We start from the raw sequence: 20,182 nt of genomic DNA, 5'->3' as shown, positions 1-20,182 counted from the left end.
CCTAAAAAAGGATTTGCCCTGAAACAATATAACATTAAGTTTTGTTAACATTAGGTTAACACCTGATTATCAAATAAAAAAACCGGCCAAAAGCCGGTTTTATATATCTTGAGAAGCCTTAGTTTGCTACTTCAGCTCTCATTTCTTTTCCCTTAAATTTCATTGAAGGAATATTACTCATTACATTTTCCTGGAATGATTTTTCCACTTCAAAGAAAGAAAATTTTTCTAAGATTTCAATATCACCGATTTCCGCTCTTTTTTTGCTTTTTCCGGCTGTCGCTTTATTGATGATATCTAATACATCAAGCTTTTTCAACTGATCTTTTTTCCCAAGGTTGAAGAAGAATCTCACCATGTTTTCGTCCTTTCTTCTAGGTTTTCCACCACGGTCTCTGCTATCTCTGCTTCCTCGTGTATCACGATCTCCACGATCTCTTCCCCTGTCTCTGTCTCTGTCACGTCCTCTGTCTCTTCGTGAATAATCATCATCTCTGCTGCTGAACTTCTGCTCAACAAGATCATGCTTATCTTTGTAGTACAGCGCAAGATCTTTCAACTGGAACTGTAACAGTTTATGAACAAGTTCTTCTTTAGTGAAAGCACTCAGATCAGGAATTAAGCTATCGTTAAATTCAAAGATATCTTCTTCATGCTCTGTAAATAGTTTTTCAAAAACTCCTCCAACCTGAGCTTTGATAATATCATCACCTGTTGGAATAAATTTTTCTACGATATCGATTTTAGTTGCAGATTTGATCTGCTTCAGTTTTCTGCTTTCTTCCGGCTTTATTAATGCCATTGAAATACCGTCTTTTCCAGCTCTTCCGGTTCTTCCGCTTCTGTGAACGAATACTTCCGGATCATCAGGTAAAGAATAGTGGATAACGTGCGTTAAAGAGTTCACATCCAGACCTCTTGCAGCAACATCAGTCGCTACAAGGATATCGATGTTTTTCAGTCTGAATTTCTTCATTACCGTATCTCTCTGTGCCTGGGATAGATCTCCATGTAGAGCATCCGCTGCATAGCCATTCTGCATCAGGAAATCTGCAACCTCCTGAGTTTCCATTCTTGTTCTGCAGAAAAGAATAGAATACTGGTTAGGGTTTGCATCAATTAATCTCTTAAGAGCTTCTTTTTTCTGACGGTAACCTACCACGTAATATTCATGCTTAATGTTCTTTTTAACTTCGTTAATAGAACCTACAGAAATACGGTGCGGGTTGGTAAGATAATTTTTAGAAATTCTTTCCACTTCTTTGTTCATCGTTGCCGAGAACAAGAAAGTTTGCTTTGTATCCGGTGTTTCACTTAAAATTGTTTCCAACTCATCTTTGAAACCCATGGAAAGCATTTCATCAGCTTCGTCTAAAACTAACCAATGAATGGCAGAAAAATCTAGGGCTTTTCTGTTGATAAGGTCGATTACTCTCCCCGGAGTACCTACAATAATTTGTGGTTTGTCCTTTAAAGAGCGAATCTGATCCATAATACTGCTTCCACCGTAAACCGCTGTGGTTTTGATGTCTTTCATGTACTTGGAATAATTTTTTATGTCTTTAGAAATCTGAAGACATAATTCCCGTGTCGGACAAAGGACCAAAAATTGGATTTTGCGACTCGTTTCGTCAATCATATCCAAAATCGGAAGCGAAAACGCTGCTGTTTTGCCTGTCCCTGTCTGCGCAAGTGCGATCAAATCGCGAATATCTGAAAGAATGAAAGGGATAGTCTGTTTTTGGATTTCTGTCGGGCTTTCATAACCCAGTTCGCCAACTGCCTTAAGGATGTCAGGACTTAAATTGGACTCCGTAAATAAATTCATTAAATATTTTAAAATTTTTGCAAAGATACAACAAATATTTGATTTGTTTTTGAATAAAGTTTTAAATATGTAAACTTTAATTCAGAATCCTTTAATAGTTTCTTAATTTTTAAAAAATTAAATCCAAAAAAACACGGCCTGCATTAAAAACATGTTAAACATTATTTTTTTTTATTAAATTGGTTTGATTTTTTCGGTATTATTTATGAATTTTCAAAAATAACATAATTCATGGTAATTTTTTTCTTTAAAATTACCTTTCTTCCCCATCCGGATTATTTCCTTTAACTGCGACAATTTTTAGATATTTATCACTCAATGGTTAAGTATAATTTTCTTTACGTCCGGTTATTTTAAGTATTCTATTTATTTTTTAAACTGCCGGAATTACCCAGCTTTTATTTTAAAGCATGGACTGCACTATATAAGTTTGGTCAGCATGACTTTATTTTTTAACTTGGTTTAAAATAAATTCACAGCACATCATATTAAACATTAAAAACATGAATATTATAAATCCGGAAACACTGACATTTCTAACAAACCTAACCGCCAACAACAACCGTGAATGGTTTAATGAAAATAAAGCCGCTTATACCGAGGCACAGGAAAATGTTATTGCCTTTCTTGACGGATTGATCAAAGAAATGTCGGGTTTTGATGAAGAATTGGCGAAAATTGACGGTAAAAAATCACTATTCAGGATTTACAGAGACACCCGGTTTTCAAAAGACAAGTCACCTTACAAAACCAATTTCGGAGCCTCTCTCGGTATGGGTAAAGGAAGTCAGAAAGGAGGCTATTATCTGCATATGGAACCGGGAAAATCTTTTCTGGCGGGCGGAATCTATATGCCGGAGTCTTCTGTTCTGAAGGAAGTAAGGAAAGAGATCTCACTTTATGGCGACGATTTCCTTAAAATCATTAACCAGAAAGAGTTCAAAAAGCATTTTCCGGAACTGGATCAGGACGATAAGCTGAAAAAAATTCCGCAGGGATTTGAGAAAGAGGATCCAATGGGTGAATATTTGAAATTAAAGAATTTTATTGTGATCTACTATTTGAAAGACGAAGAAATTCTGGACAAGAATGCCCTAAAAAATATAACTAAGATCTTTAAACTTATGAAGCCTTTCAATGATTTCCTGAATGCACCTTTTCAATAAAATATTCCACGTTTAATTAAAAAGATAAATACAAAAGTTAAATGTAAACTGACTTTATTTTTTTACTGAAAGTTTAAAAAAGAAATCTGCTTAATCTGTCAAATCTGGAAAAAAACTCTCGCAGATTTGACAGATTAAGCAGATTTTTATATTATAATCTTTTAAAACTTCATTACGTCCTTCACTACTCCATTTTTCTGGGTGTGCTGCAATAATTCGGTTTCGATGAATGTTTTGATCTTATCTTCAGAACCATTGTCTGGGAATAGGAGATGAACGTTGGCCCCGGCATCCAGCGTGAAGAACAGCGGCAGGCCCGTTTCTCTTCTGAAATCCCAGATTTTATTGATCACCTCCAGTGTTCCGGTTTTCATCAGAATAAAAGCAGGATCACTCATCATCATCATGGCGTGAAGAGTAAGCGCTTCATGCTCCACCAATTTGATGAAACGCTCCATATCACCATTTTTTAAAATTTCCTTCATAGGAACAAAATTCTCCCTTGCTTCCTGAAATCTTCTTTCAGCATAAGGATTGGTGTTCATCAGGCCGTGTCCTACGGTTGAGGAAACGCTTTTCTGCCCTTCATGGATCAACAGGACCCAATCGTTGAAGTTTTTAAATACATCATGAATTTCTGCATCAGGATATTTTACCGCAAACAGGTCTGAACTTCCTCCTACCTCATCTGATGTTCCCCAGACCACGAGCCCATTGTACAGACTCCTGCATGCGCTTCCGCTTCCTAATCTCGCTAAAAATGATGCTTTTCTTAATGATTCTTCTTGAGATTCATTTCCTGAAAACTCTGCATTCAGCTTCATCAGGCATTTAGCAATAGCACCGAATCCGGAAGCCGAACTTGCAATCCCGGAACTGTGGGGAAAGGTATTTTCTGTTCTGATGATATATTTCCCTTTCAGAATCCAGGGTAAATACTGCTCAATATTTTTGAAATATTTTTCTATTTTTTCAGCAAATTTCACTTCTTCATTTCCTGACAGAAAAGTCTGAACAGAGAATGGTTCATCTGCCAGAAATTCTATAGAAGTATTGGTCTTACAATGATTTAAGGTGTAGCTGATGCTTGGGTTTGCTGGAATCTGGTTATCGTATTTGCCCCAGTATTTAATCAGGGCAATATTGGATGGACAGCTTTCTGAAACTGTCCGGGTATGGATGGTAAAATTTTGTTTCCCTAGAAATTCTTGTGTTGTCATAGTCTGATTTAAAATGATAAAATGCTTTTATTTAACCATAAAAGGCACAAAAGAACCTTAACACTTAATTTATTCATAAGTTAAATAAAACTGTCTATTCTAGACCACTTAAGTTTTTTTATTGGAAAAAACCGTTTGTGTCTTTTGTGGTTTAGATCGTTTTATTTTAATACATTTTCTCTATAATATCTGCATATTTTTTAAGTACTACATTTCTTTTGACTTTCAATGTAGGTGTAATTTCGCCGGTATTGATATCAAATTCAGCAGGCATTAATGTAAACTTTTTTACTTTTTCGTAATCCGCCAGGTGAACCTGCAGTTCTTTAATTTTTTCTTTGTACAAAGCAATGATCTTTTCATTTTCCACCGCTTCTTCCCAATTGGTAAAAGGAATATTGTTTTTCTTCATAAAATCCTGCAGAAACTCAAAATTGGGAACGATAAGGGCTGAAACGAACTGTCTGCCTTCCGCTACAAGCATGATCTGTTGGATAAAATTATTATTGGTAAGAAGATTCTCGATCTGCTGCGGGGCCACGTACTTTCCGTTGGATGTTTTCATGAGGTCTTTGATCCTGTCTGTGATGATCAGGTTTCCTTTATCATCAAATTTTCCGGCATCTCCTGTTTTGAACCATCCGTCTTCCGTGAAAACTTTGCGTGTTTCTTCAGGCTTATTGTAATAGCCTTTCATAATCCCGTTCCCTTTGGCCTGGATCTCATCGTTTTCTCCGATACGGATTTCTACACCGGGTAAGGGTTTTCCACTCGTTCCGTGCTCAAAATGTGTTAATGGGAAAAGTGTAAGTGTTGCCGTTGTTTCGGTCAATCCATAACCTACTGTTACGTGAATTCCTACCGAATCGAAGAATTTCGTAACTTCCGGTGACAGGGATGCTCCTCCGCAAGGCAAGAACCATAGCCTTCCGCCCATCTTTTCTTTAATTTTACTGAACACCAGCATATCTGCCACGGATTCTTTCAGTTTTAACCCGAGAGGAATCTGTTTTTCGTTTCTTCTCAGTTCTGCTGTCTGCCATCCTGTTGCCAATGCCCAGTCGAAGATTTTTTTCTTCAATGATGAACCTTCTTCTGCTTTTTCCAGAACGCCGGCATATACTTTCTGGAAAAACCTCGGCACCGCACACATCATGGTCGGTTTTACTTCTTCCAGAGTTTTGGCAATATTTTTCGGATCTTCCAGGAAATACACTCTTGCACCGCCATACAAACAAAGCAGGCTCCAGCTTCTTTCGAAAACATGACTTAATGGAAGGAATGCCAATGACAACTCTTCTTCGAAATTTTTAAATTTAAAAAACTCAAAGTGGGAATCGAAAGCTTTGATGAAATTTCCATGGGTAAGCATTACGCCTTTCGGTGTTCCTGTAGTTCCTGACGTATAGATCAGCGTTGCTGTATCATCATATTCTTTTTTACAGATCTCCAGCTTAGGAGAGGATTTTGCGATGAAATCTTCGAGATAGAAGCTGTTCAGCTCTTTCTTGATCCAGACAGATTTTTTGGAAACAATAATGGTTTCCAACTGATTTTCTTCTTTCTGCAAAATTTCCAGGCAAGCATCATACTGCTCCTGACTTCCGACAAGGACAGCCTTTGCAGAGGAATCATTTACAATATATTCTGCCTGCTCTGCATTATTGGTAGAATAAACAGGTACGGTAACAGCACCAATGGCCATTGAAGCCAGATCAAAAATCACCCATTCCGAAGAATTATCTGAGTAAATGGCTACTTTATCATTTTCCTGAATTCCCGCATTTTTCAGCGCATTGGCTGTTTTAAAAACGATCTCACCGAATTTTTTCCAGCTCAGCTCTTTCCAGGCTTCGTCTTTCTTTTTAAAGCCTATCGCTGATTTTACCGGATGCTTTTCTACATTTTTAAGTATAATTGCTGCTGCAAGGTTCATGAATTCAGCTTTTTGTCGTTAATATAATTTTTAAGATGAAAATCTATACTATCTTTCACAGAGATAAACTGATAGTTGGTCTTTTCTTTAATTTTCTGATTGGAAATGGTATTGAGTGATGAGATGGATTCAATATTGGATTTTGTAATGATTCTCAGCTTAGGGATCAGCCACCCAAAAAGGATATTGGCGAATCTTCCCAAGCTTAGCTGAGATTTTGTAAGGATTTTTGCTTCTTTCAGTCCAAGCTGGCCTCTGATCTGTTTTCCAAGCTCTGCATATCTTTTATTTTCGGAAATGAGAATAAAACGTTCTCCGAAAGCATTCTTTTCCATCAGCTCAATTGAAATCCGAGCAGCATCTCGTACGTCTATATAACTTGTTCCACCGGAAAATGTAAACCCATTTTTTTCGAAAGTAGGAAAGATATCTCCACTGCTCTGCCCCCAGTTTCCACTTCCGATGATCATTCCCGGATTTACGATTATGGTGTTCAGCCCTTCAGCAGAGGCTCTCCACACTTCCATTTCAGCAAGATGCTTAGAAACAGCATAAGCAGAATGTTCTTCTTTGGGATTAAATTCTGAGGTTTCGTCCAGTTCTCCTTTTTCATTAAAAATATCTAAAACAGCAATCGTGCTTACATGCAGAAATTTTTTCACCATTGAACCTTCGCATACAAACAGCAGATTTTCTATACCTTTTACATTGGTATGGTACATTTCTTTTGCATCATGCGGATGGAAGCTTACTTTTGCAGCACAGTGATAAACCTCTTCCACACCTTCTAATGCGTTCTGAAGAGAATCAAGATCGTCAAAATCTACATCTACCCATTCGATCTTATTAAAAAGATCTTCGGGATTCTTTGTATAGAAGCCGTAAGAATGTTTTACATCGTTTAAATTGCTCCCCGGTCTTTTGGAGGCACGTACGCTTTTTCCTTTTTTAAGAAGCTCTAAAACAATGACTCTGCCTAAAATTCCCGTTGCTCCTGTTACAAATACCATTTACTGTTTTAATTTATTTTTCCGTTCCCAAGCATTGTCTGCCATACAGATTTATATATGGTGTTTTTAATACCTTGTGTATGATATGGATTTCTATTATTTTTTTTATTGGGCTTCTCTGATGAAAAGTCTATTTTTTTATCAAAAGCAAAGATATGATCTTTTGGAATTTTTAATGCCGTACATATTTCTCCTAAAGTTTTTGCGGCTATTTCATCAATATGATAGGTAGCATACCATTTCTCTGCTGGTGTTTTACTTTTGTTAAAATACCAGCCAGCTATTTTTTTCTCTTTAGAATTTGAATAGTCCCAACCTCCCGAAAAACTAATAACCCTGTCTACAGAATTATTCTGAGCAATAAATTCAGCCATGCCTCCTCCCTGTGATTGTCCGGAAACGGCAATTTTGTTCCAGTCGGGACTATCATTTTTCAGATAGGCAGACCAGCCTCCCTGAGGATCAGATTTTGAAAGGCTTTGTAATAGTTTGATGAACCTGGGTACTATTGCATCCTGAGGTTTATCCGGAATTAAAGAAAAAGCGGGTGTCCCGTAAATTCTCATTCTTCTAAATTCAGCAGCACAGTCTGTGTCTGATTTCAAATTATCACCTATACAAACCTGAGAAACCCCCGGATCAGAGATAAACGAAATTGCAATTACTCTATACCCGCTTTCTAAAGCTGTATTGATAAATGATTCGGGAACATGTTTTGTTGTTCCTCCTGTTCCTGTAAGCCAAAGCAAAATTTTATTATTTTTTATTTTTGGATTATAAAAAACAATGTGAGGGTCGTCCGCCATCCGGACAGATTGATCTAGCTTGCTTGGCTTCACTTTAATTATTTTATAAACAGCTGAATCTATGGTTTTTTGTGCAGCTACAGGAACATACATTAAAGCTATAATAATAGCCATAATGCTTCTAATAATACTTTTTTTCATTTCTTTATGTACTTTTTCACAAAGATAGTATTTTAGCTAATGATAAAAAGTATTTTTATATGGCTGTGGCTTAAATTTTATAACTTTTTAGGAATTATTAAAATTAAACTTATCTATACCACAATCATATTGTTCCTTCTTGGCGCTTTGTCACAAAGAACGTCTGCAATACTCTTCGAAATCAGATTTTCTTCTGTTAAATTATCTAACCAGAAAAATTCTCCTGCAGCATTGATCTCGATGAAATAATATTCGTCTTCGGGAGAAACAATGATGTCTATAGCACCGTAATCTACGTTGTAAACATCTAAAAGCTCCAGAAGCTTGGCTTCAACATCTGAAGGAAGTTCTGTCCTTACCCATTTGGTGAGCAGATTCACCCCGTCCTTTCTCCAGTCAATCTTTGCATCTTCGGACTGCTGGGAATCTATTTCGAAAGCATATACATCCCGACCAACAATGGTAACCCGTAATTCTTTTTTCTTTTCTATTTTTTTCTGGAACTGCATCGGGCAATACACCAGTGAATCCAGTTCTTCAAGTTTGTCTTCATTAACTACATTGGTAAAAACCACATTTTCCACACCGTCTTCATAGATGGCAAAGCCGGTCTGCATTTTGGCTATCACATTCTGATGCTTAAGGATGAATTGTCTGGCTTCTTCAGGATTATTGGTAAGGCAGGTTTCCGGAATTTTAAGGCCTAGCTTAACGGCAATTTTCAACTGCTCTTCCTTACTGTCCAGTCTTCTGTAAACTCCCGGTTTTCCCAGTGCATAAGCATCTACAGATTCTATAAATCCAAAAAGTGTGTTGCGGATCTCGCCCATTGCGGCACTATAAAACTTTTTATCCATTTCTTCTTTCACCCCGTTTCCGATGTTGTAAGCTCTTCTGTACCAGATTGCAGCAATATCGTCAAGACGGTATTTTGCCTCTTTGGTTTCAAGGACACTTACCCACTCACCATCCTGAAAAACAGTGGAAAGTTTATTTTGTATTGGATACAGGTCTACATCGAAGCGAATGACCTCGCAGCCGTTTTTCTCTATATATTCTGTTACTTTTTCGATTGAAAAATTATCTTGTGTATGCGTTATAATTAGTATTTTATTCATGGATATTGATTCTTTTTATAAGGTTATCGGCAATTCTTTCTGCAATGGGAAACCCAAGCTCTTTCTGGAGCATTCCCCATTCTCCCTGAGGATTTACTTCAAGGAAATAATATGCTCCGTCTTTTCCCCGGATCATGTCTATGGCTCCGATATAAAGCTCCATTTTTTTCATCATTGAAGCAAGACCGGTTTTGACTTTTTCCGGCAGTTCATAGGCAGACCATGCATAATTTTCTTGAGCTAGTCTCCAGTCTGCATTGTCGCTATTGTTAATCTTTCCGGTAAAAAACTCTCCGGCTATATAAACAATTCTCAATTCATATTCTTTGTCTATATAGGGCTGGAAGATCATCGGACAATAAGTAATATCTGCAATATGCTCCAGGGTAGCTTCTTCAATGACCATGGTTGAAATAAGGTTCTCGCCATTCATGGATTTAGCTGTCAGACTGTGAAGTTTTGCAACCGCTTTACCATTGCAGAATTCATGAAAAAAGGCAGTGATCCTTTGTTCATCGTTGGAAAAAATAGTTTCAGGGATGGTCAGGTTACTTTCTTTTGCTATTTTCAGCTGAAGCATTTTGTTTCCATCAATCTTTCTTTCATTTTCATAAGGATTGATCCATGGAATATCTTCCAAAACAGAGATCAGATTATAGCGTAGATTTGCATACGCGGCCAGGAATATTTTTTTGTAATCTTCATCCAGTTCTTCGGGAACAGTTATTCCCCAGGCCTTTCTGTGCCATACTGCTTTGATATCTTTGGAGTGAACGGTATTTCCATACTCATCGGTCAGTTCAAATGAATTTTCATTTACGGTGAGCTTCTGGAGATGGTTCATACGGTCAGAATTCAGTCTGAAGTAAGGAATATCCTTAGAAGCAAGATATTCAAAAAAGATATCGATATTGTAAAAATCCTTCGAATGGGTAATGCAGAGAATCATTGGCCGGCTTTTATTAAAAAAGGAAACTTAGTGGTAAGTTTCCTTTGGAAGATTGTATAATACGATTATTTCTTTAAAGTATTAGTCTAATGGTACTGTTGGGGCATCATCATCTCCGTCAGATGGATACTTCATTGTATGCATCAGATCATCTTGAGGTGAAGTCACCGTATCAACTGACGGTTTTGTGATCACATCTCTTTCAGGAATAGTAATCTCACCGCCTCCTTTCACTGTTTCAGGATCTTTAAGCTGCTTTTCTAAAAATGACGCAAAAAACGGTTTTTTTTGTGAATTTTTGTTTTTCATAATAATTTAGTTTTGGTTAAAATATGCTTTTGATTTCTTTCCGGAGAAATTTAAACAACATCTTCATCACCATCCGAAGGATACTTCATCGTAACCAAAAGATCCTTGCTCGGAAGCGTTACGTTGTCAAAAACCTGTGCTGTAACATTATCAGCTGAAGGTGCCGTAACGATGTCGTTATCGGTACTGGTAATAATGCCGCCTCCCTGGATGGTTTCCGGATCTTTGATCTGCTTTTCCAGGAACGAAGCAAAAAAGGGCTTCTTTTTTGAATTCTCGTCTTTCATGGTAATTGAGTAGATTATGTTATTTTGTAATGCTGATTATAGTGCATCCAGATCTCCACTCTCGTCGCTGTCGGAAGGATATTTCATTGTCACCGCCTGATCTTTTAACTGCGATGTTGCATTATCAAGAAATGGTGAAGTCGTGACAGTATCTCTCGTAGGTACAGTAAGTACATCAGTAGTAGGTGTCGTAATTCCACCTCCCTGAATAGTCTCAGGATCATTGATCTGTTTCTCTAAAAATGAAGCAAAGAATGGCTTTTTTGAGTTTTTCTTTTCCATAAGTTATTATATTTAGTTTTATGCAAACTAAAGTACAAAAAATTTCAATGCACGGGGATATATTGTTTTATTTTAAGAGAATTTTAACTAAACCCACAAAAAGAAAGAATTAAATTAACTCAAACCTAAAAATTCTTTAACAACTTTCGCAAAATCAACCGGATTTTCAGCCTGAACCCAATGTCCGGCATTTTTTACTGTAACAATTTTCGCTTTTGGAAACTGCTGTTTGATCCCGTATTCATCCTGAGGAAGGATATAATTTGATTTTTCGCCTGCAATAAATAAAGAATCACCTTCGAAAACTCCAAATTTCACGGCATTAGAGACAAATTCGTTATATTTTTCAGACAGGGTTTTAAGATTGAATCTCCAGTTCAGCTTTTTATTGTCGTCCCAGTATAGATTTTTTGCCAGAAACTGGATCGTTGATTTTTCAGGAATGTATTGGCTTAATACTGCTTCCACATCACCACGAGAGCCTGCCGTATTGAAATCCACAATTTCAAGAGCTTTAATGATTCCCTGATGATGCGGAGGATAGGCTTTTGGGGAAATATCCACTACAATCAGCTTTTCTACTCTTTCAGGATATTTTAAAGCAAACTGCATCACTGCCTTTCCACCCAGAGAATGTCCCAGAACATGGGCCTTCTGAATACCATAATGATCCATATAATGTGCAATATCATCCGCCAGGTCATCATGAGACATACTTTCGGAATGAAAGCTTCTCCCGTGATTTCTAAGATCGATCAGGTGTACGGGAAGGTATTCACCTAAGTCTTTTCCAAAACTTCCCCAGTTGTCGAGCATTCCAAACAGTCCGTGAAATACAAGAAGTGGCGTAACCGTAAGATTCTCGCCGAATATTTTTGAATTTAAGATTTCCATTTTTTAGAGGTTAGATATTAGAAGTTAGAAGCTAGAATTTAGGGCTGGGAGTTAATATTTAAAGCATGTCTTTACACTGGCTTCTAACCTCTAATTTCTAGCTTCTTCTTTACCATTTTGCCAGTCTCTTCAAATAAGCCTGAACGGTGTTTTCAAGTCCCATATAAAGAGCTTCAGAAACCAAGGCATGCCCAATAGAAACTTCAAGAAGATTCGGAATATGGTCTGCAAAGTATTTTAAATTTTCCAGGCTCAGATCATGCCCAGCATTGATTCCCAAACCGAATTCTGTAGCAGCAACCGCTGTATCATAATAAGGTTTTATAGCCTGTTCTTTATTGATAAGATAGTTTTTCGCGTAAGCTTCAGTGTAGAGCTCAATTCTGTCGGCTCCTGTTTTCGCAGCATGTTCTACCAGCTCAGGAAGAGGATCAAGAAAAACAGAGGTACGGATTCCTGCATTTTTAAACTCTGTAATAATTTCGGTCAGAAAGTCCAGATGCTTTTTAGTATCCCAACCGGCATTGGATGTAATGGCATCATCTGCATCCGGAACCAAAGTTACCTGTTCAGGTTTCACTTCCAGAACCATATCAATAAAAGTGCGGTGCGGATTTCCTTCAATATTGAATTCAGTGGTAACGAGCGGCTTCAGATCATATACGTCTTTTCTTGTAATGTGCCTTTCATCAGGTCTGGGATGTATGGTAATTCCCTGTCCTCCAAATTCCTGAATTTTTACGGCTGCTTCTGTTACGCTTGGGGTATCACCTCCTCTGGCATTTCTTAATGTCGCAATTTTATTAATGTTTACGCTTAATTTTGTCATTTCTTTATTTAGATGTTATTTTTTAGAAATTAGATATTAGAGTCAGAAATCAGTTTTGGGGTTACTTCTCTAGCTGGATAAAAGTAACGGTCGAATTATACTAACTTCTGCTCTTCAGTTTCTAACTTCTCTATTTATGCCTTAATGCTTATCTGCATCACCTGAAGATCAAATTCTTTAGAAGCCACCAGGAGATGATCGAAAATATCAGCCTGGATCTGCTCAAAATGCTCCCATTTGGAATCATTTGCAAAACAATATACTTCAAGAGGAAGTCCCTGTGGCGTAATATCCATCTGGCGGACCATTTTAGCCCCTTTCTGATCTATATCCGGATCATTCTCTATATATTTTTGGGCATAATACCTGAAAACCCCGATATTGGTAAGCTGTCTTCCGTTAATGGTTTTATCATTATGCTTCAGGTCCTGTTTTTCTTTTTCTATCTCCAGTGTTTTCTCTTTCAGATAATCCGAGATCAGGTTGATTTCTTTTAAACGTTCAATATCTTCTTCATTCAAAAATTTAAAAGAATTGATATTAAAATAAATAGATTTCTTGATTCTTCTTGTATTGGATTCGGACATCACCTGAAGGTTTCTGATCTCCGTAGTCAAAAGGTCATAGGTAGGAATTGTAGAAATGGTTTTATCAAAATTCATAACTTTCGTTGTCAGAAGACTGATATCTATAATATTTCCTTCCATGCTGTATTTCGGAATGCTTACCCAGTCCCCTACCTTAAGGTTTTTGGAAGTAGCAACATGAATCCCGGTCACAAAACCTAAAATGGTATCTCTGAAAACCAGTACCAGCACAGCCGTAATAGCTCCTAAACTCCCGACAATAGTGGTTCCTTTAATTCCAAACATGACGCATACTCCCAATACGGAAAATATGAAAATCCCTAAGATCTTTACGGTTTCTGAAATAGCATTCAGCGCCATAATCTTATAAAAGTCCTGCTTTATGGTGAAATAATTCCTGAAACCTGTTAATGACCTGTAAAGCATTCCGGCAAGGATAAGTACAAGCCCCAAATTGATAGACCTGTTGATAAAAATATTTGTTTTAGGAAGTGCCGTTGCCGGAAATATAGAAGGATGTATTCCCGCAACCACCAAAAGCGCAGCAAAATGAGCCACAGAATTGGAGATTTTAGACTGGTAGATAGATCTGATGATTGGATATTTTTCATCATTCCTGAAAAATCTGAAAATAAAATTGATCGCAAATTTAAAAACAAAATCTACCACTAAAAATACGGTACACAGAAGTGCCAGCTTGATAATAATATGAACAACCCAATCCATTCCGCCGGGCGTTACCTGGCTGATATAGATGTATAGCTGATCACTTATTTCCTGTAAAAAATTTTTAGTGTCTTGTATTTCGTCTTTCATTACAGCAAATTTATAAATTAAGAATGATGATCTTACTATTGACAATCAATTTTCATCCCAAATATTAAAAAGGCTTCTGTAAATTTTCTTTTTTCCTATCTTGCATTGATAATTTAAAAGAATGGATACAACCTTAATTAATATTCTCTGCCTTATTTTATTGGTTCTCGGGATGCTGGGAACTTTCCTTCCTGTACTTCCGGGGCTTTTATTAAGCATCTGCGGACTTTTAATTTATAAATTCGGGACAGATGCCGATCTGCCGATGTTTTATATCTGGGCATTCGGTATCCTCACAGCAGTTTCTGTAGTTCTGAGCTATGTAATCCCCGCAAAGACCAACAGGAAATACGGCGGAACGCGTTGGGGAAGCATCGGATCAATCATCGGAACCATTGTGGGAATTTTCATTCCTATTCCCTTAGGATTTCTGATCGGGATGTTTGCCGGAGTATTTATAGGGGAACTTCTTCATGACAGTAAGGATATGAATAAGGCCTTACGGTCTACCAAAGGTGCGTTTATCGGTTTCATTTACGGAACAGGTTTTAGTCTTGTGGTAGGTGTGGCAATGTTTTTGGTAGTAGTTTTAGATATGCTTGATATTATTTAAAAAATAAAATATGTTCCATAAAGCCATCATACTCAGTCTGGGACTGCTCACTTTAGCAGGATGCAATGCCCAAAAGAAAACAAAAACTCCAAGATCAACCGCCGGAACGGCCTCCAATGCTTCAGGAGTCAAATCTGGAGTACAGAAAGAGGGTATCATTTATTTCAATCAGGGGGAAAATAAATTCCTTAAAGAATATGAAATGAATGTGACCTTCAAAGGCATTTCTGAAGACAGTCGCTGTCCTGAAGGAATGGCCTGTATCTGGGCAGGCGTTGCCGTAGCACAGGTAGAAGTTATGGGGACTTACTCCCGCCCTATGGTTTTAAGCCTTGCTACCATGGATAATACGGGACGAAATTACCAAAAGTCTGCAGAATTTAACGGGTATACCATTTCACTGGAAGAAGTAACTCCTTCCCGGAAAGCTGAAACCGGAGGAAAAGATCTGGAAGGAAAATACAGAATCGGAATCAAAATTACAAAAGCTGACGGGAAATCAAATTCTACCAAGAAATAGGCTTCTTCCCTTTTGATATCAGATATTCATTGATCTTTGAGAAGGGTCTGCTTCCAAAAAAACCTCTATGTACAGAAAACGGTGACGGATGTGCCGATTTTAGAATAAAATGCTTAGCCGGATCAATGAGTTCGGCTTTTTTCTGTGCAAAAGCTCCCCAAAGAACAAATACGACGTTCTCCTTTTTATCTGAAATTTCTTTGATAATAAAATCTGTAAATTTTTCCCAGCCTAAATCCTTGTGAGAGTTAGGGGCATGGGCACGAACCGTTAAAGTAGCATTCAGTAATAAAACACCCTGCTTTCCCCAGTCATCCAGTTCTTTTGAAGTCCTTATGATTCCCAGGTCATCTTTCAGTTCTGTAAAAATATTTTTAAGTGACGGTGGCGCAGCAACCTGCTCCGAAACGGAAAAGCACAGACCATTAGCCTGATAATCATTATGATAAGGATCCTGCCCGATGATCACCACCTTGATCTCCTCAAAAGGTGTAATCTCCAATGCTCTGAATATTTGGTTTTTAGGAGGAAATACTTGGGTTGTAGCATATTCCTGTTTTACTTTTTCCCAAAGGTTTGTAAAATAGGCTGTGCTTTTTATGGGGGCTAAAACGTCTGTCCAGGTCATGGGGTTGATATGATAATTTGAAAATGTATGAATGTGATATAATTCTTCCTTTACCGGAAACTATATTACAAAAATATTCTTTAATTCCTGGATGACCAAATCTGGCAATACAATGATTGGATGATGTGGTATTGAAATAGCCGGCTGAATTACGTTTTAAATATTTTCACTCTTTTTTCAATAAGCAGGTAAGAAAAATAAGACAGCAGTATGCAAAATCCAATCAGCAGAAAATTATTGAGATGGTAGGAATCTACAATGACGATTTTCTGTCGCCTTACGATATAATGGATAATATATAGTGAATATGAAATATTTCCTAAAAAATAAACCGCTTTTGTTTCTAAAAAACTTTTAACCAGACTCCTTTTTTCTGAATACAGATGCTTAATGATAACTGCTGACAACAAAGGAATAAAGAATAATCCTCTTGCCGTATAAAGCAGCAAAAAAGATAGAATAACTACACCATAGATAATAAAATTACTTTTCCTTATTTTTATTTCCGGCAAAAATGCAACGCCGATTCCCAATAAATAAGACGATACTGTCCGTACCAAAGAGCTCATCCCAAAAACTACATCAAGATATTGCGATGATCTGTCTATCTCAAGCGGTGCATCATCAAAATACATGTCCGGCAGATAAGGAACAATACCTCTTAAAACCAAACCTAATATGATAAGGAACCAGCTGTTTATTTTATAGCGCAGTATAATCCAGAGTATAAATGGAAATATAAGATAACAGATCCACTCTGTGCTCAATGACCAGTAAATCTCATTCAATGAATAATTAGGATTAAAAAAACACTGTAGCAGTGCTGCATTAACTAAAAATTGGGACCAGGTAGGATTTTTTGCTATAAAAAGGATGATAAAAACAACAGAGAAAAAATATACAGGATAGATCCTGTTGACTCTTTTCTTATAAAACCTCTGAACACCGTCAAAAGTCAGGCGCTGAAATTTTCCCGAATAAGATACCGCCAGCAGAAAAGCACTCAGTACAAAAAAAATATCTACTGCCACATACCCTTTCCCGTTCACTGACTGGATCCAAAAATTTCTAAAGTAACTGAAATGGAAAAATGTTACCCATAGCGCAACAATACCTCTAAGCCCTGTTAATGATTTTATTTCATTTTTCATATGCTAAACAATGCAGTCCGCGGGGAAATCAATTAAGTGTTTTCTTTAAACTAAAAATAATATTATCGGGAAAATCCTCATCTTCTTTGTTCTCTTCCAAAACAAAATTATGCTTCAAAAGAAGACCTTTCGAGTTTTCATTAAGCTTGTGGGTAATCGCTAAGATTTCCTGTAGATGCAAATTATTAAATCCATAATCTAAAATAGCTGTTAAGGCTTCAGACATAATTCCTTTTCTGTGATAGTCCGGTAGCAGTTCATAGCCGACTTCAGCCGTTTTTCTGTCTTCAGAAAAGTTCCAGAGGCAGATAGTCCCAATAAGGTTCGGCTGGTTTTTATAGGCAATTCCCAAATAAAGCGACTGCCCGTTCAGGGTTCGTTCTTTAATCGTTAAAATAAACTGCAAAGCATCATAGTTTGTTTTCGGAGAATTCCTTTTCACAAACTGATTAATTATTTCGTTGCTTCTAATCTTCAGGATATCTTCTACGTGGCTTTCGTTGATTTCCTTTAATATTAACCGGTCTGTTTCAATCATTAATTTCGTAAATAACTCAAATATACATAATAATCACATTTTCTCACTAAATTTGCAGTGTGTATATAAATAAAGAAGATTTAAACGAATTAGAGTTTCCGCAATTGCTCGCGGAAATCTCTCCATTTGCGTATTCTCCGAAAACGAGAGAAAAAATTCTTCAACTTCGTCCCATGGAAATTGACGAGGCGGAACTTTCATTGAAAAAAACGTCGGAATACCTTTCGAGTTTTGAAAGCTCAAATGCAATTCCGTTCGATGAATACGAAGATATCGAAAGTGAGCTGAAATTAATGCTGATCGAGAATTACCGTCTGGAAAACAGTGCTTTCATTAAAATAAAAACTTTAACCGAACAGATAGGAAAACTTCAGAAATTTTTCCCGACCATGCCCGAGACCTTCCCTAGTCTGATAGGTGATGTTTCTGTGCTGGAATTTAAAAAGGAAATTATTGATAAGATTGATAAGGTCTTTAACCGTTTTGGGGAAGTAAAAAGTGATGCCTCTCCTATTTTAAAGGAGCTCAGAGCTGAAATTCAACATGCTAAAAAAGCAATTCAGGAGAATTTCAACCGTGCACTGTTTAATTACGGGCAAAGCGACTTTCTGGACGATATCCGCGAAACCATTATTGAGGATCAAAGGGTTTTAGCTGTAAAATCCGGGTTCAAGAAAAGGGTGGCAGGAAGAGTTTTAGGAATTTCAAAAACAGGTTCTATCACATATATCCAGCCGGACAGTGTGGTAAAGCACTACTTCAAGCTGCGTGAAAGTGAAGAGGAAGAGAAGAAAGAGATAGATAAAATCCTCAGAAAACTGACTGCTGAACTGGCAGAATTCCAGCCTCAGCTTTGGAGATACCAGATTTATATTTTTGATCTTGACCTTACAAGAGCGAAAGCAAAATTTGCTGAACTTGTCAACGGAATCCTTCCGAAGATCAACCGTCACAGGACATTAAAGCTGAAAGACGCGTATCATCCGCTGTTATGGCTCAGAAATAAAGCTGAAAACAAGACTATTTTCCCACAGACCCTGGCATTAACGGATCACAACAGAATTATCTGTATTTCCGGTCCGAATGCAGGAGGAAAATCCATCACATTAAAAACCGTTGGATTACTTCAGCTGATGATTCAGAGCGGGATTTTGGTTCCGGTACATCCGAGGTCCGAAATGTTCTTCTTCGAAAAAATCATGACGGATATCGGGGACAATCAGTCGATCGAAAATCACCTGTCCACCTATTCATCAAGGCTTAAAAAAATGGCAGGGATCATCCGTGAAGCAGATGCCAATACCCTTTTGCTTATTGATGAATTTGGAACCGGATCTGATCCTGAACTTGGCGGTGCACTTGCAGAAAGTTTCATGGAGTATTTCTATGATAAAAAGAGTTTCGCCATCATTACCACGCACTATACGAATATCAAACTGGTGATAGAACAGCTTCCGAATGCTGAAAATGCAGCGATGCTTTTTGATGAAGAGACGCTGGAACCAATGTATAAACTGGAAGTGGGACAGGCCGGAAGCTCGTTTACTTTTGAAGTAGCAGAAAAGAACAGGATCCCGAGGTTTATCATTCATGCTGCCAAAAAGAAGGTAGAGCATGACATTGTGAATCTCGATAAAACGATCGTAAAACTTCAGCAGGAAAAATTTGAAGTTGAAAAACTGAAAACCGATCTTGCTGAAAGGAAGGAATCTGTAGAAGACAAACGTGATAATCTCCAGAAGCTGAACGAACAGCTGCAGCAAAAGCTTTTCAACTTCCAAAAACTGTATGAAGAGGAACACCGAAAGCTTCAGTTTGGAAATAAGATTGAAACGTTCATCGACAGTTATGTAAAGGGAAAATCGAGGAAAGATGTTGTCAAGGATTTTGTGAAACTGCTTGAACAGGAAAAATTCAGAAAAATAGGTGCTGATAAAGATGAATCTAAACGTCTTCAGGTGGTTAAAAGAAAGATCACGCAACAGCTTAAAAAGGAAGATGTCATTGAGAAGATAGCTGAAACCAATGAAAAACTGGAAGAAAAACGCAAAACCGACCGTGCCGTCTGGATGAAAGAAGGACAGCGTGTCCGTATTCCGGGAAGTACCAGCGTAGGAACTATTGAAAAGATTTCTAAAAATAAAGTAATCGTCAACTATGGAACTTTTAAGACAACGATTAATGCAGATGAGCTTGAAAGAATTTAATGATGTATAACTTTTAACCTTATAAAAATAGCGCTGAACATTCAGCGCTATTTTATTTTAACTACAAAACATTGCATGTTGAAGTATACAGATCAAATTTTCTTATTATTTTTGGATCATGGATAAAAGCCTTACTGTCCTTTGGATTTTTTATAGAAAATTAATGATTCCCGCGGTGTTATTTTCTGTGCTGTTATGCTTCGGTACTCAATTCACTTTTGAAAATTTTGGACTTTATTTTTTCCTGATTCTTCCCCTCCTCCACTTTTTTATTTATGATATAAGGCTGAAAGATGAATATTTTTTCTATGCCAATTTTGGGTTTTCAAAATGGTTTTTGTGGGGTT

General features: G+C 37.3%; 20 protein-coding genes. 4 read left to right on the top strand and 16 right to left on the bottom strand.

Annotated features, from left to right (window positions below):
• Positions 1-118 precede the first annotated feature (118 nt).
• Positions 119-1,828: a DEAD/DEAH box helicase gene (locus tag AC4IFE_RS01375; protein WP_306843774.1), complete on the bottom strand. Its 1,710-nt coding sequence runs from the start codon at positions 1,826-1,828 to the stop codon at positions 119-121.
• 503 nt (positions 1,829-2,331) lie between these two features.
• On the opposite strand from AC4IFE_RS01375, the gene AC4IFE_RS01370 reads away from it, so the two are divergent.
• Positions 2,332-2,994: a DUF2461 domain-containing protein gene (locus tag AC4IFE_RS01370; RefSeq protein ID WP_490754288.1), complete on the top strand. Its 663-nt coding sequence runs from the start codon at positions 2,332-2,334 to the stop codon at positions 2,992-2,994.
• A gap of 161 nt (positions 2,995-3,155) precedes the next feature.
• Here the strand turns inward: AC4IFE_RS01370 and AC4IFE_RS01365 are convergent, their stop codons facing one another.
• From AC4IFE_RS01365 to AC4IFE_RS01310, 12 genes are all read right to left on the bottom strand, one after another.
• A complete protein-coding gene (locus AC4IFE_RS01365; protein ID WP_490754287.1) occupies positions 3,156-4,214 on the bottom strand; it encodes a diphosphomevalonate decarboxylase in 1,059 nt (352 codons plus the stop codon).
• A gap of 166 nt (positions 4,215-4,380) precedes the next feature.
• Positions 4,381-6,150, bottom strand: coding sequence for an AMP-dependent synthetase/ligase (locus AC4IFE_RS01360; RefSeq protein WP_490754285.1), 1,770 nt, complete (start codon positions 6,148-6,150; stop codon positions 4,381-4,383).
• Positions 6,147-7,160: an NAD-dependent epimerase/dehydratase family protein gene (locus AC4IFE_RS01355; protein WP_490754283.1), complete on the bottom strand. Its 1,014-nt coding sequence runs from the start codon at positions 7,158-7,160 to the stop codon at positions 6,147-6,149. Before AC4IFE_RS01355 ends, AC4IFE_RS01360 begins: the two co-directional genes overlap by 4 nt.
• An 8-nt stretch (positions 7,161-7,168) precedes the next feature.
• Positions 7,169-8,107: a BPSS1187 family protein gene (locus AC4IFE_RS01350; protein ID WP_490754281.1), complete on the bottom strand. Its 939-nt coding sequence runs from the start codon at positions 8,105-8,107 to the stop codon at positions 7,169-7,171.
• A gap of 113 nt (positions 8,108-8,220) precedes the next feature.
• Positions 8,221-9,225: an MvdD family ATP-grasp ribosomal peptide maturase gene (locus tag AC4IFE_RS01345; RefSeq protein ID WP_490754280.1), complete on the bottom strand. Its 1,005-nt coding sequence runs from the start codon at positions 9,223-9,225 to the stop codon at positions 8,221-8,223.
• Positions 9,218-10,174 carry an MvdC/MvdD family ATP grasp protein gene (locus AC4IFE_RS01340; protein WP_490754279.1) on the bottom strand — a complete coding sequence of 319 codons (957 nt, stop codon included), beginning with the start codon at positions 10,172-10,174 and terminating at the stop codon, positions 9,218-9,220. Before AC4IFE_RS01340 ends, AC4IFE_RS01345 begins: the two co-directional genes overlap by 8 nt.
• Positions 10,175-10,255: 81 nt before the next feature.
• The gene (locus tag AC4IFE_RS01335) at positions 10,256-10,483 is read right to left on the bottom strand and encodes a microviridin/marinostatin family tricyclic proteinase inhibitor (protein ID WP_490754277.1); all 228 of its coding nucleotides are present in this window, start codon (positions 10,481-10,483) and stop codon (positions 10,256-10,258) included.
• 50 nt (positions 10,484-10,533) lie between these two features.
• Positions 10,534-10,770 carry a microviridin/marinostatin family tricyclic proteinase inhibitor gene (locus AC4IFE_RS01330; protein ID WP_490754275.1) on the bottom strand — a complete coding sequence of 79 codons (237 nt, stop codon included), beginning with the start codon at positions 10,768-10,770 and terminating at the stop codon, positions 10,534-10,536.
• A gap of 36 nt (positions 10,771-10,806) precedes the next feature.
• Positions 10,807-11,052: a microviridin/marinostatin family tricyclic proteinase inhibitor gene (locus tag AC4IFE_RS01325; protein WP_490754273.1), complete on the bottom strand. Its 246-nt coding sequence runs from the start codon at positions 11,050-11,052 to the stop codon at positions 10,807-10,809.
• Positions 11,053-11,166: 114 nt separating this feature from the next.
• Positions 11,167-11,946, bottom strand: a complete 780-nt coding sequence (locus tag AC4IFE_RS01320) for an alpha/beta fold hydrolase (protein ID WP_490754271.1) — start codon at positions 11,944-11,946, stop codon at positions 11,167-11,169.
• Between the two features lie 109 nt (positions 11,947-12,055).
• Entirely contained in the window at positions 12,056-12,775 is a 720-nt protein-coding gene (locus AC4IFE_RS01315) for a pyridoxine 5'-phosphate synthase (RefSeq protein ID WP_490754269.1), read from the bottom strand.
• 134 nt (positions 12,776-12,909) lie between these two features.
• Complete coding sequence (locus AC4IFE_RS01310; RefSeq protein ID WP_490754267.1) at positions 12,910-14,178, bottom strand: mechanosensitive ion channel family protein; 1,269 nt, start codon at positions 14,176-14,178, stop codon at positions 12,910-12,912.
• A 121-nt stretch (positions 14,179-14,299) separates the two neighbouring features.
• Between AC4IFE_RS01310 and AC4IFE_RS01305 the strand changes: the two genes are divergently transcribed.
• Both AC4IFE_RS01305 and AC4IFE_RS01300 read left to right on the top strand, forming a co-directional pair.
• Positions 14,300-14,791 carry a DUF456 domain-containing protein gene (locus AC4IFE_RS01305; protein WP_490754265.1) on the top strand — a complete coding sequence of 164 codons (492 nt, stop codon included), beginning with the start codon at positions 14,300-14,302 and terminating at the stop codon, positions 14,789-14,791.
• 10 nt (positions 14,792-14,801) lie between these two features.
• Entirely contained in the window at positions 14,802-15,311 is a 510-nt protein-coding gene (locus tag AC4IFE_RS01300) for a hypothetical protein (protein ID WP_490754263.1), read from the top strand.
• Here AC4IFE_RS01300 and AC4IFE_RS01295 read toward each other — a convergent pair.
• The 3 genes from AC4IFE_RS01295 to AC4IFE_RS01285 all read right to left on the bottom strand — a co-directional run bounded on the left by AC4IFE_RS01295 (position 15,298) and on the right by AC4IFE_RS01285 (position 17,628).
• Positions 15,298-15,939 (bottom strand): uracil-DNA glycosylase, encoded by a 642-nt coding sequence (locus AC4IFE_RS01295; protein ID WP_490754262.1) that lies wholly within the window; start codon positions 15,937-15,939, stop codon positions 15,298-15,300. The genes AC4IFE_RS01300 and AC4IFE_RS01295 overlap by 14 nt on opposite strands.
• Positions 15,940-16,088: 149 nt before the next feature.
• Positions 16,089-17,090: an acyltransferase family protein gene (locus tag AC4IFE_RS01290; protein WP_490754261.1), complete on the bottom strand. Its 1,002-nt coding sequence runs from the start codon at positions 17,088-17,090 to the stop codon at positions 16,089-16,091.
• A 28-nt stretch (positions 17,091-17,118) separates the two neighbouring features.
• Positions 17,119-17,628: a GNAT family N-acetyltransferase gene (locus tag AC4IFE_RS01285; protein WP_490754260.1), complete on the bottom strand. Its 510-nt coding sequence runs from the start codon at positions 17,626-17,628 to the stop codon at positions 17,119-17,121.
• A gap of 59 nt (positions 17,629-17,687) precedes the next feature.
• Here AC4IFE_RS01285 and AC4IFE_RS01280 point away from each other — a divergent pair, with 59 nt between their 5' ends.
• Complete coding sequence (locus AC4IFE_RS01280) at positions 17,688-19,835, top strand: endonuclease MutS2 (RefSeq protein WP_490754258.1); 2,148 nt, start codon at positions 17,688-17,690, stop codon at positions 19,833-19,835.
• Positions 19,836-20,182 lie beyond the last annotated feature (347 nt).

This window comes from Chryseobacterium sp. UF-81 (assembly GCF_058245105.1).
The sequence above is the reverse complement of the archived record's forward strand: the minus strand, read 5'-3'. Positions and strand labels throughout refer to the sequence as shown.

What these genes read in the sequence shown, in the direction of transcription:
- AC4IFE_RS01375 (WP_306843774.1), bottom strand. Translation starts at nt 1,828, where the DNA reads ATGAATTTATTTACGGAGTCCAATTTAAGTCCTGACATCCTTAAGGCA.
- AC4IFE_RS01370 (WP_490754288.1), top strand. Translation starts at nt 2,332, where the DNA reads ATGAATATTATAAATCCGGAAACACTGACATTTCTAACAAACCTAACC.
- AC4IFE_RS01365 (WP_490754287.1), bottom strand. Translation starts at nt 4,214, where the DNA reads ATGACAACACAAGAATTTCTAGGGAAACAAAATTTTACCATCCATACC.
- AC4IFE_RS01360 (WP_490754285.1), bottom strand. Translation starts at nt 6,150, where the DNA reads ATGAACCTTGCAGCAGCAATTATACTTAAAAATGTAGAAAAGCATCCG.
- AC4IFE_RS01355 (WP_490754283.1), bottom strand. Translation starts at nt 7,160, where the DNA reads ATGGTATTTGTAACAGGAGCAACGGGAATTTTAGGCAGAGTCATTGTT.
- AC4IFE_RS01350 (WP_490754281.1), bottom strand. Translation starts at nt 8,107, where the DNA reads ATGAAAAAAAGTATTATTAGAAGCATTATGGCTATTATTATAGCTTTA.
- AC4IFE_RS01345 (WP_490754280.1), bottom strand. Translation starts at nt 9,225, where the DNA reads ATGAATAAAATACTAATTATAACGCATACACAAGATAATTTTTCAATC.
- AC4IFE_RS01340 (WP_490754279.1), bottom strand. Translation starts at nt 10,174, where the DNA reads ATGATTCTCTGCATTACCCATTCGAAGGATTTTTACAATATCGATATC.
- AC4IFE_RS01335 (WP_490754277.1), bottom strand. Translation starts at nt 10,483, where the DNA reads ATGAAAAACAAAAATTCACAAAAAAAACCGTTTTTTGCGTCATTTTTA.
- AC4IFE_RS01330 (WP_490754275.1), bottom strand. Translation starts at nt 10,770, where the DNA reads ATGAAAGACGAGAATTCAAAAAAGAAGCCCTTTTTTGCTTCGTTCCTG.
- AC4IFE_RS01325 (WP_490754273.1), bottom strand. Translation starts at nt 11,052, where the DNA reads ATGGAAAAGAAAAACTCAAAAAAGCCATTCTTTGCTTCATTTTTAGAG.
- AC4IFE_RS01320 (WP_490754271.1), bottom strand. Translation starts at nt 11,946, where the DNA reads ATGGAAATCTTAAATTCAAAAATATTCGGCGAGAATCTTACGGTTACG.
- AC4IFE_RS01315 (WP_490754269.1), bottom strand. Translation starts at nt 12,775, where the DNA reads ATGACAAAATTAAGCGTAAACATTAATAAAATTGCGACATTAAGAAAT.
- AC4IFE_RS01310 (WP_490754267.1), bottom strand. Translation starts at nt 14,178, where the DNA reads ATGAAAGACGAAATACAAGACACTAAAAATTTTTTACAGGAAATAAGT.
- AC4IFE_RS01305 (WP_490754265.1), top strand. Translation starts at nt 14,300, where the DNA reads ATGGATACAACCTTAATTAATATTCTCTGCCTTATTTTATTGGTTCTC.
- AC4IFE_RS01300 (WP_490754263.1), top strand. Translation starts at nt 14,802, where the DNA reads ATGTTCCATAAAGCCATCATACTCAGTCTGGGACTGCTCACTTTAGCA.
- AC4IFE_RS01295 (WP_490754262.1), bottom strand. Translation starts at nt 15,939, where the DNA reads ATGACCTGGACAGACGTTTTAGCCCCCATAAAAAGCACAGCCTATTTT.
- AC4IFE_RS01290 (WP_490754261.1), bottom strand. Translation starts at nt 17,090, where the DNA reads ATGAAAAATGAAATAAAATCATTAACAGGGCTTAGAGGTATTGTTGCG.
- AC4IFE_RS01285 (WP_490754260.1), bottom strand. Translation starts at nt 17,628, where the DNA reads ATGATTGAAACAGACCGGTTAATATTAAAGGAAATCAACGAAAGCCAC.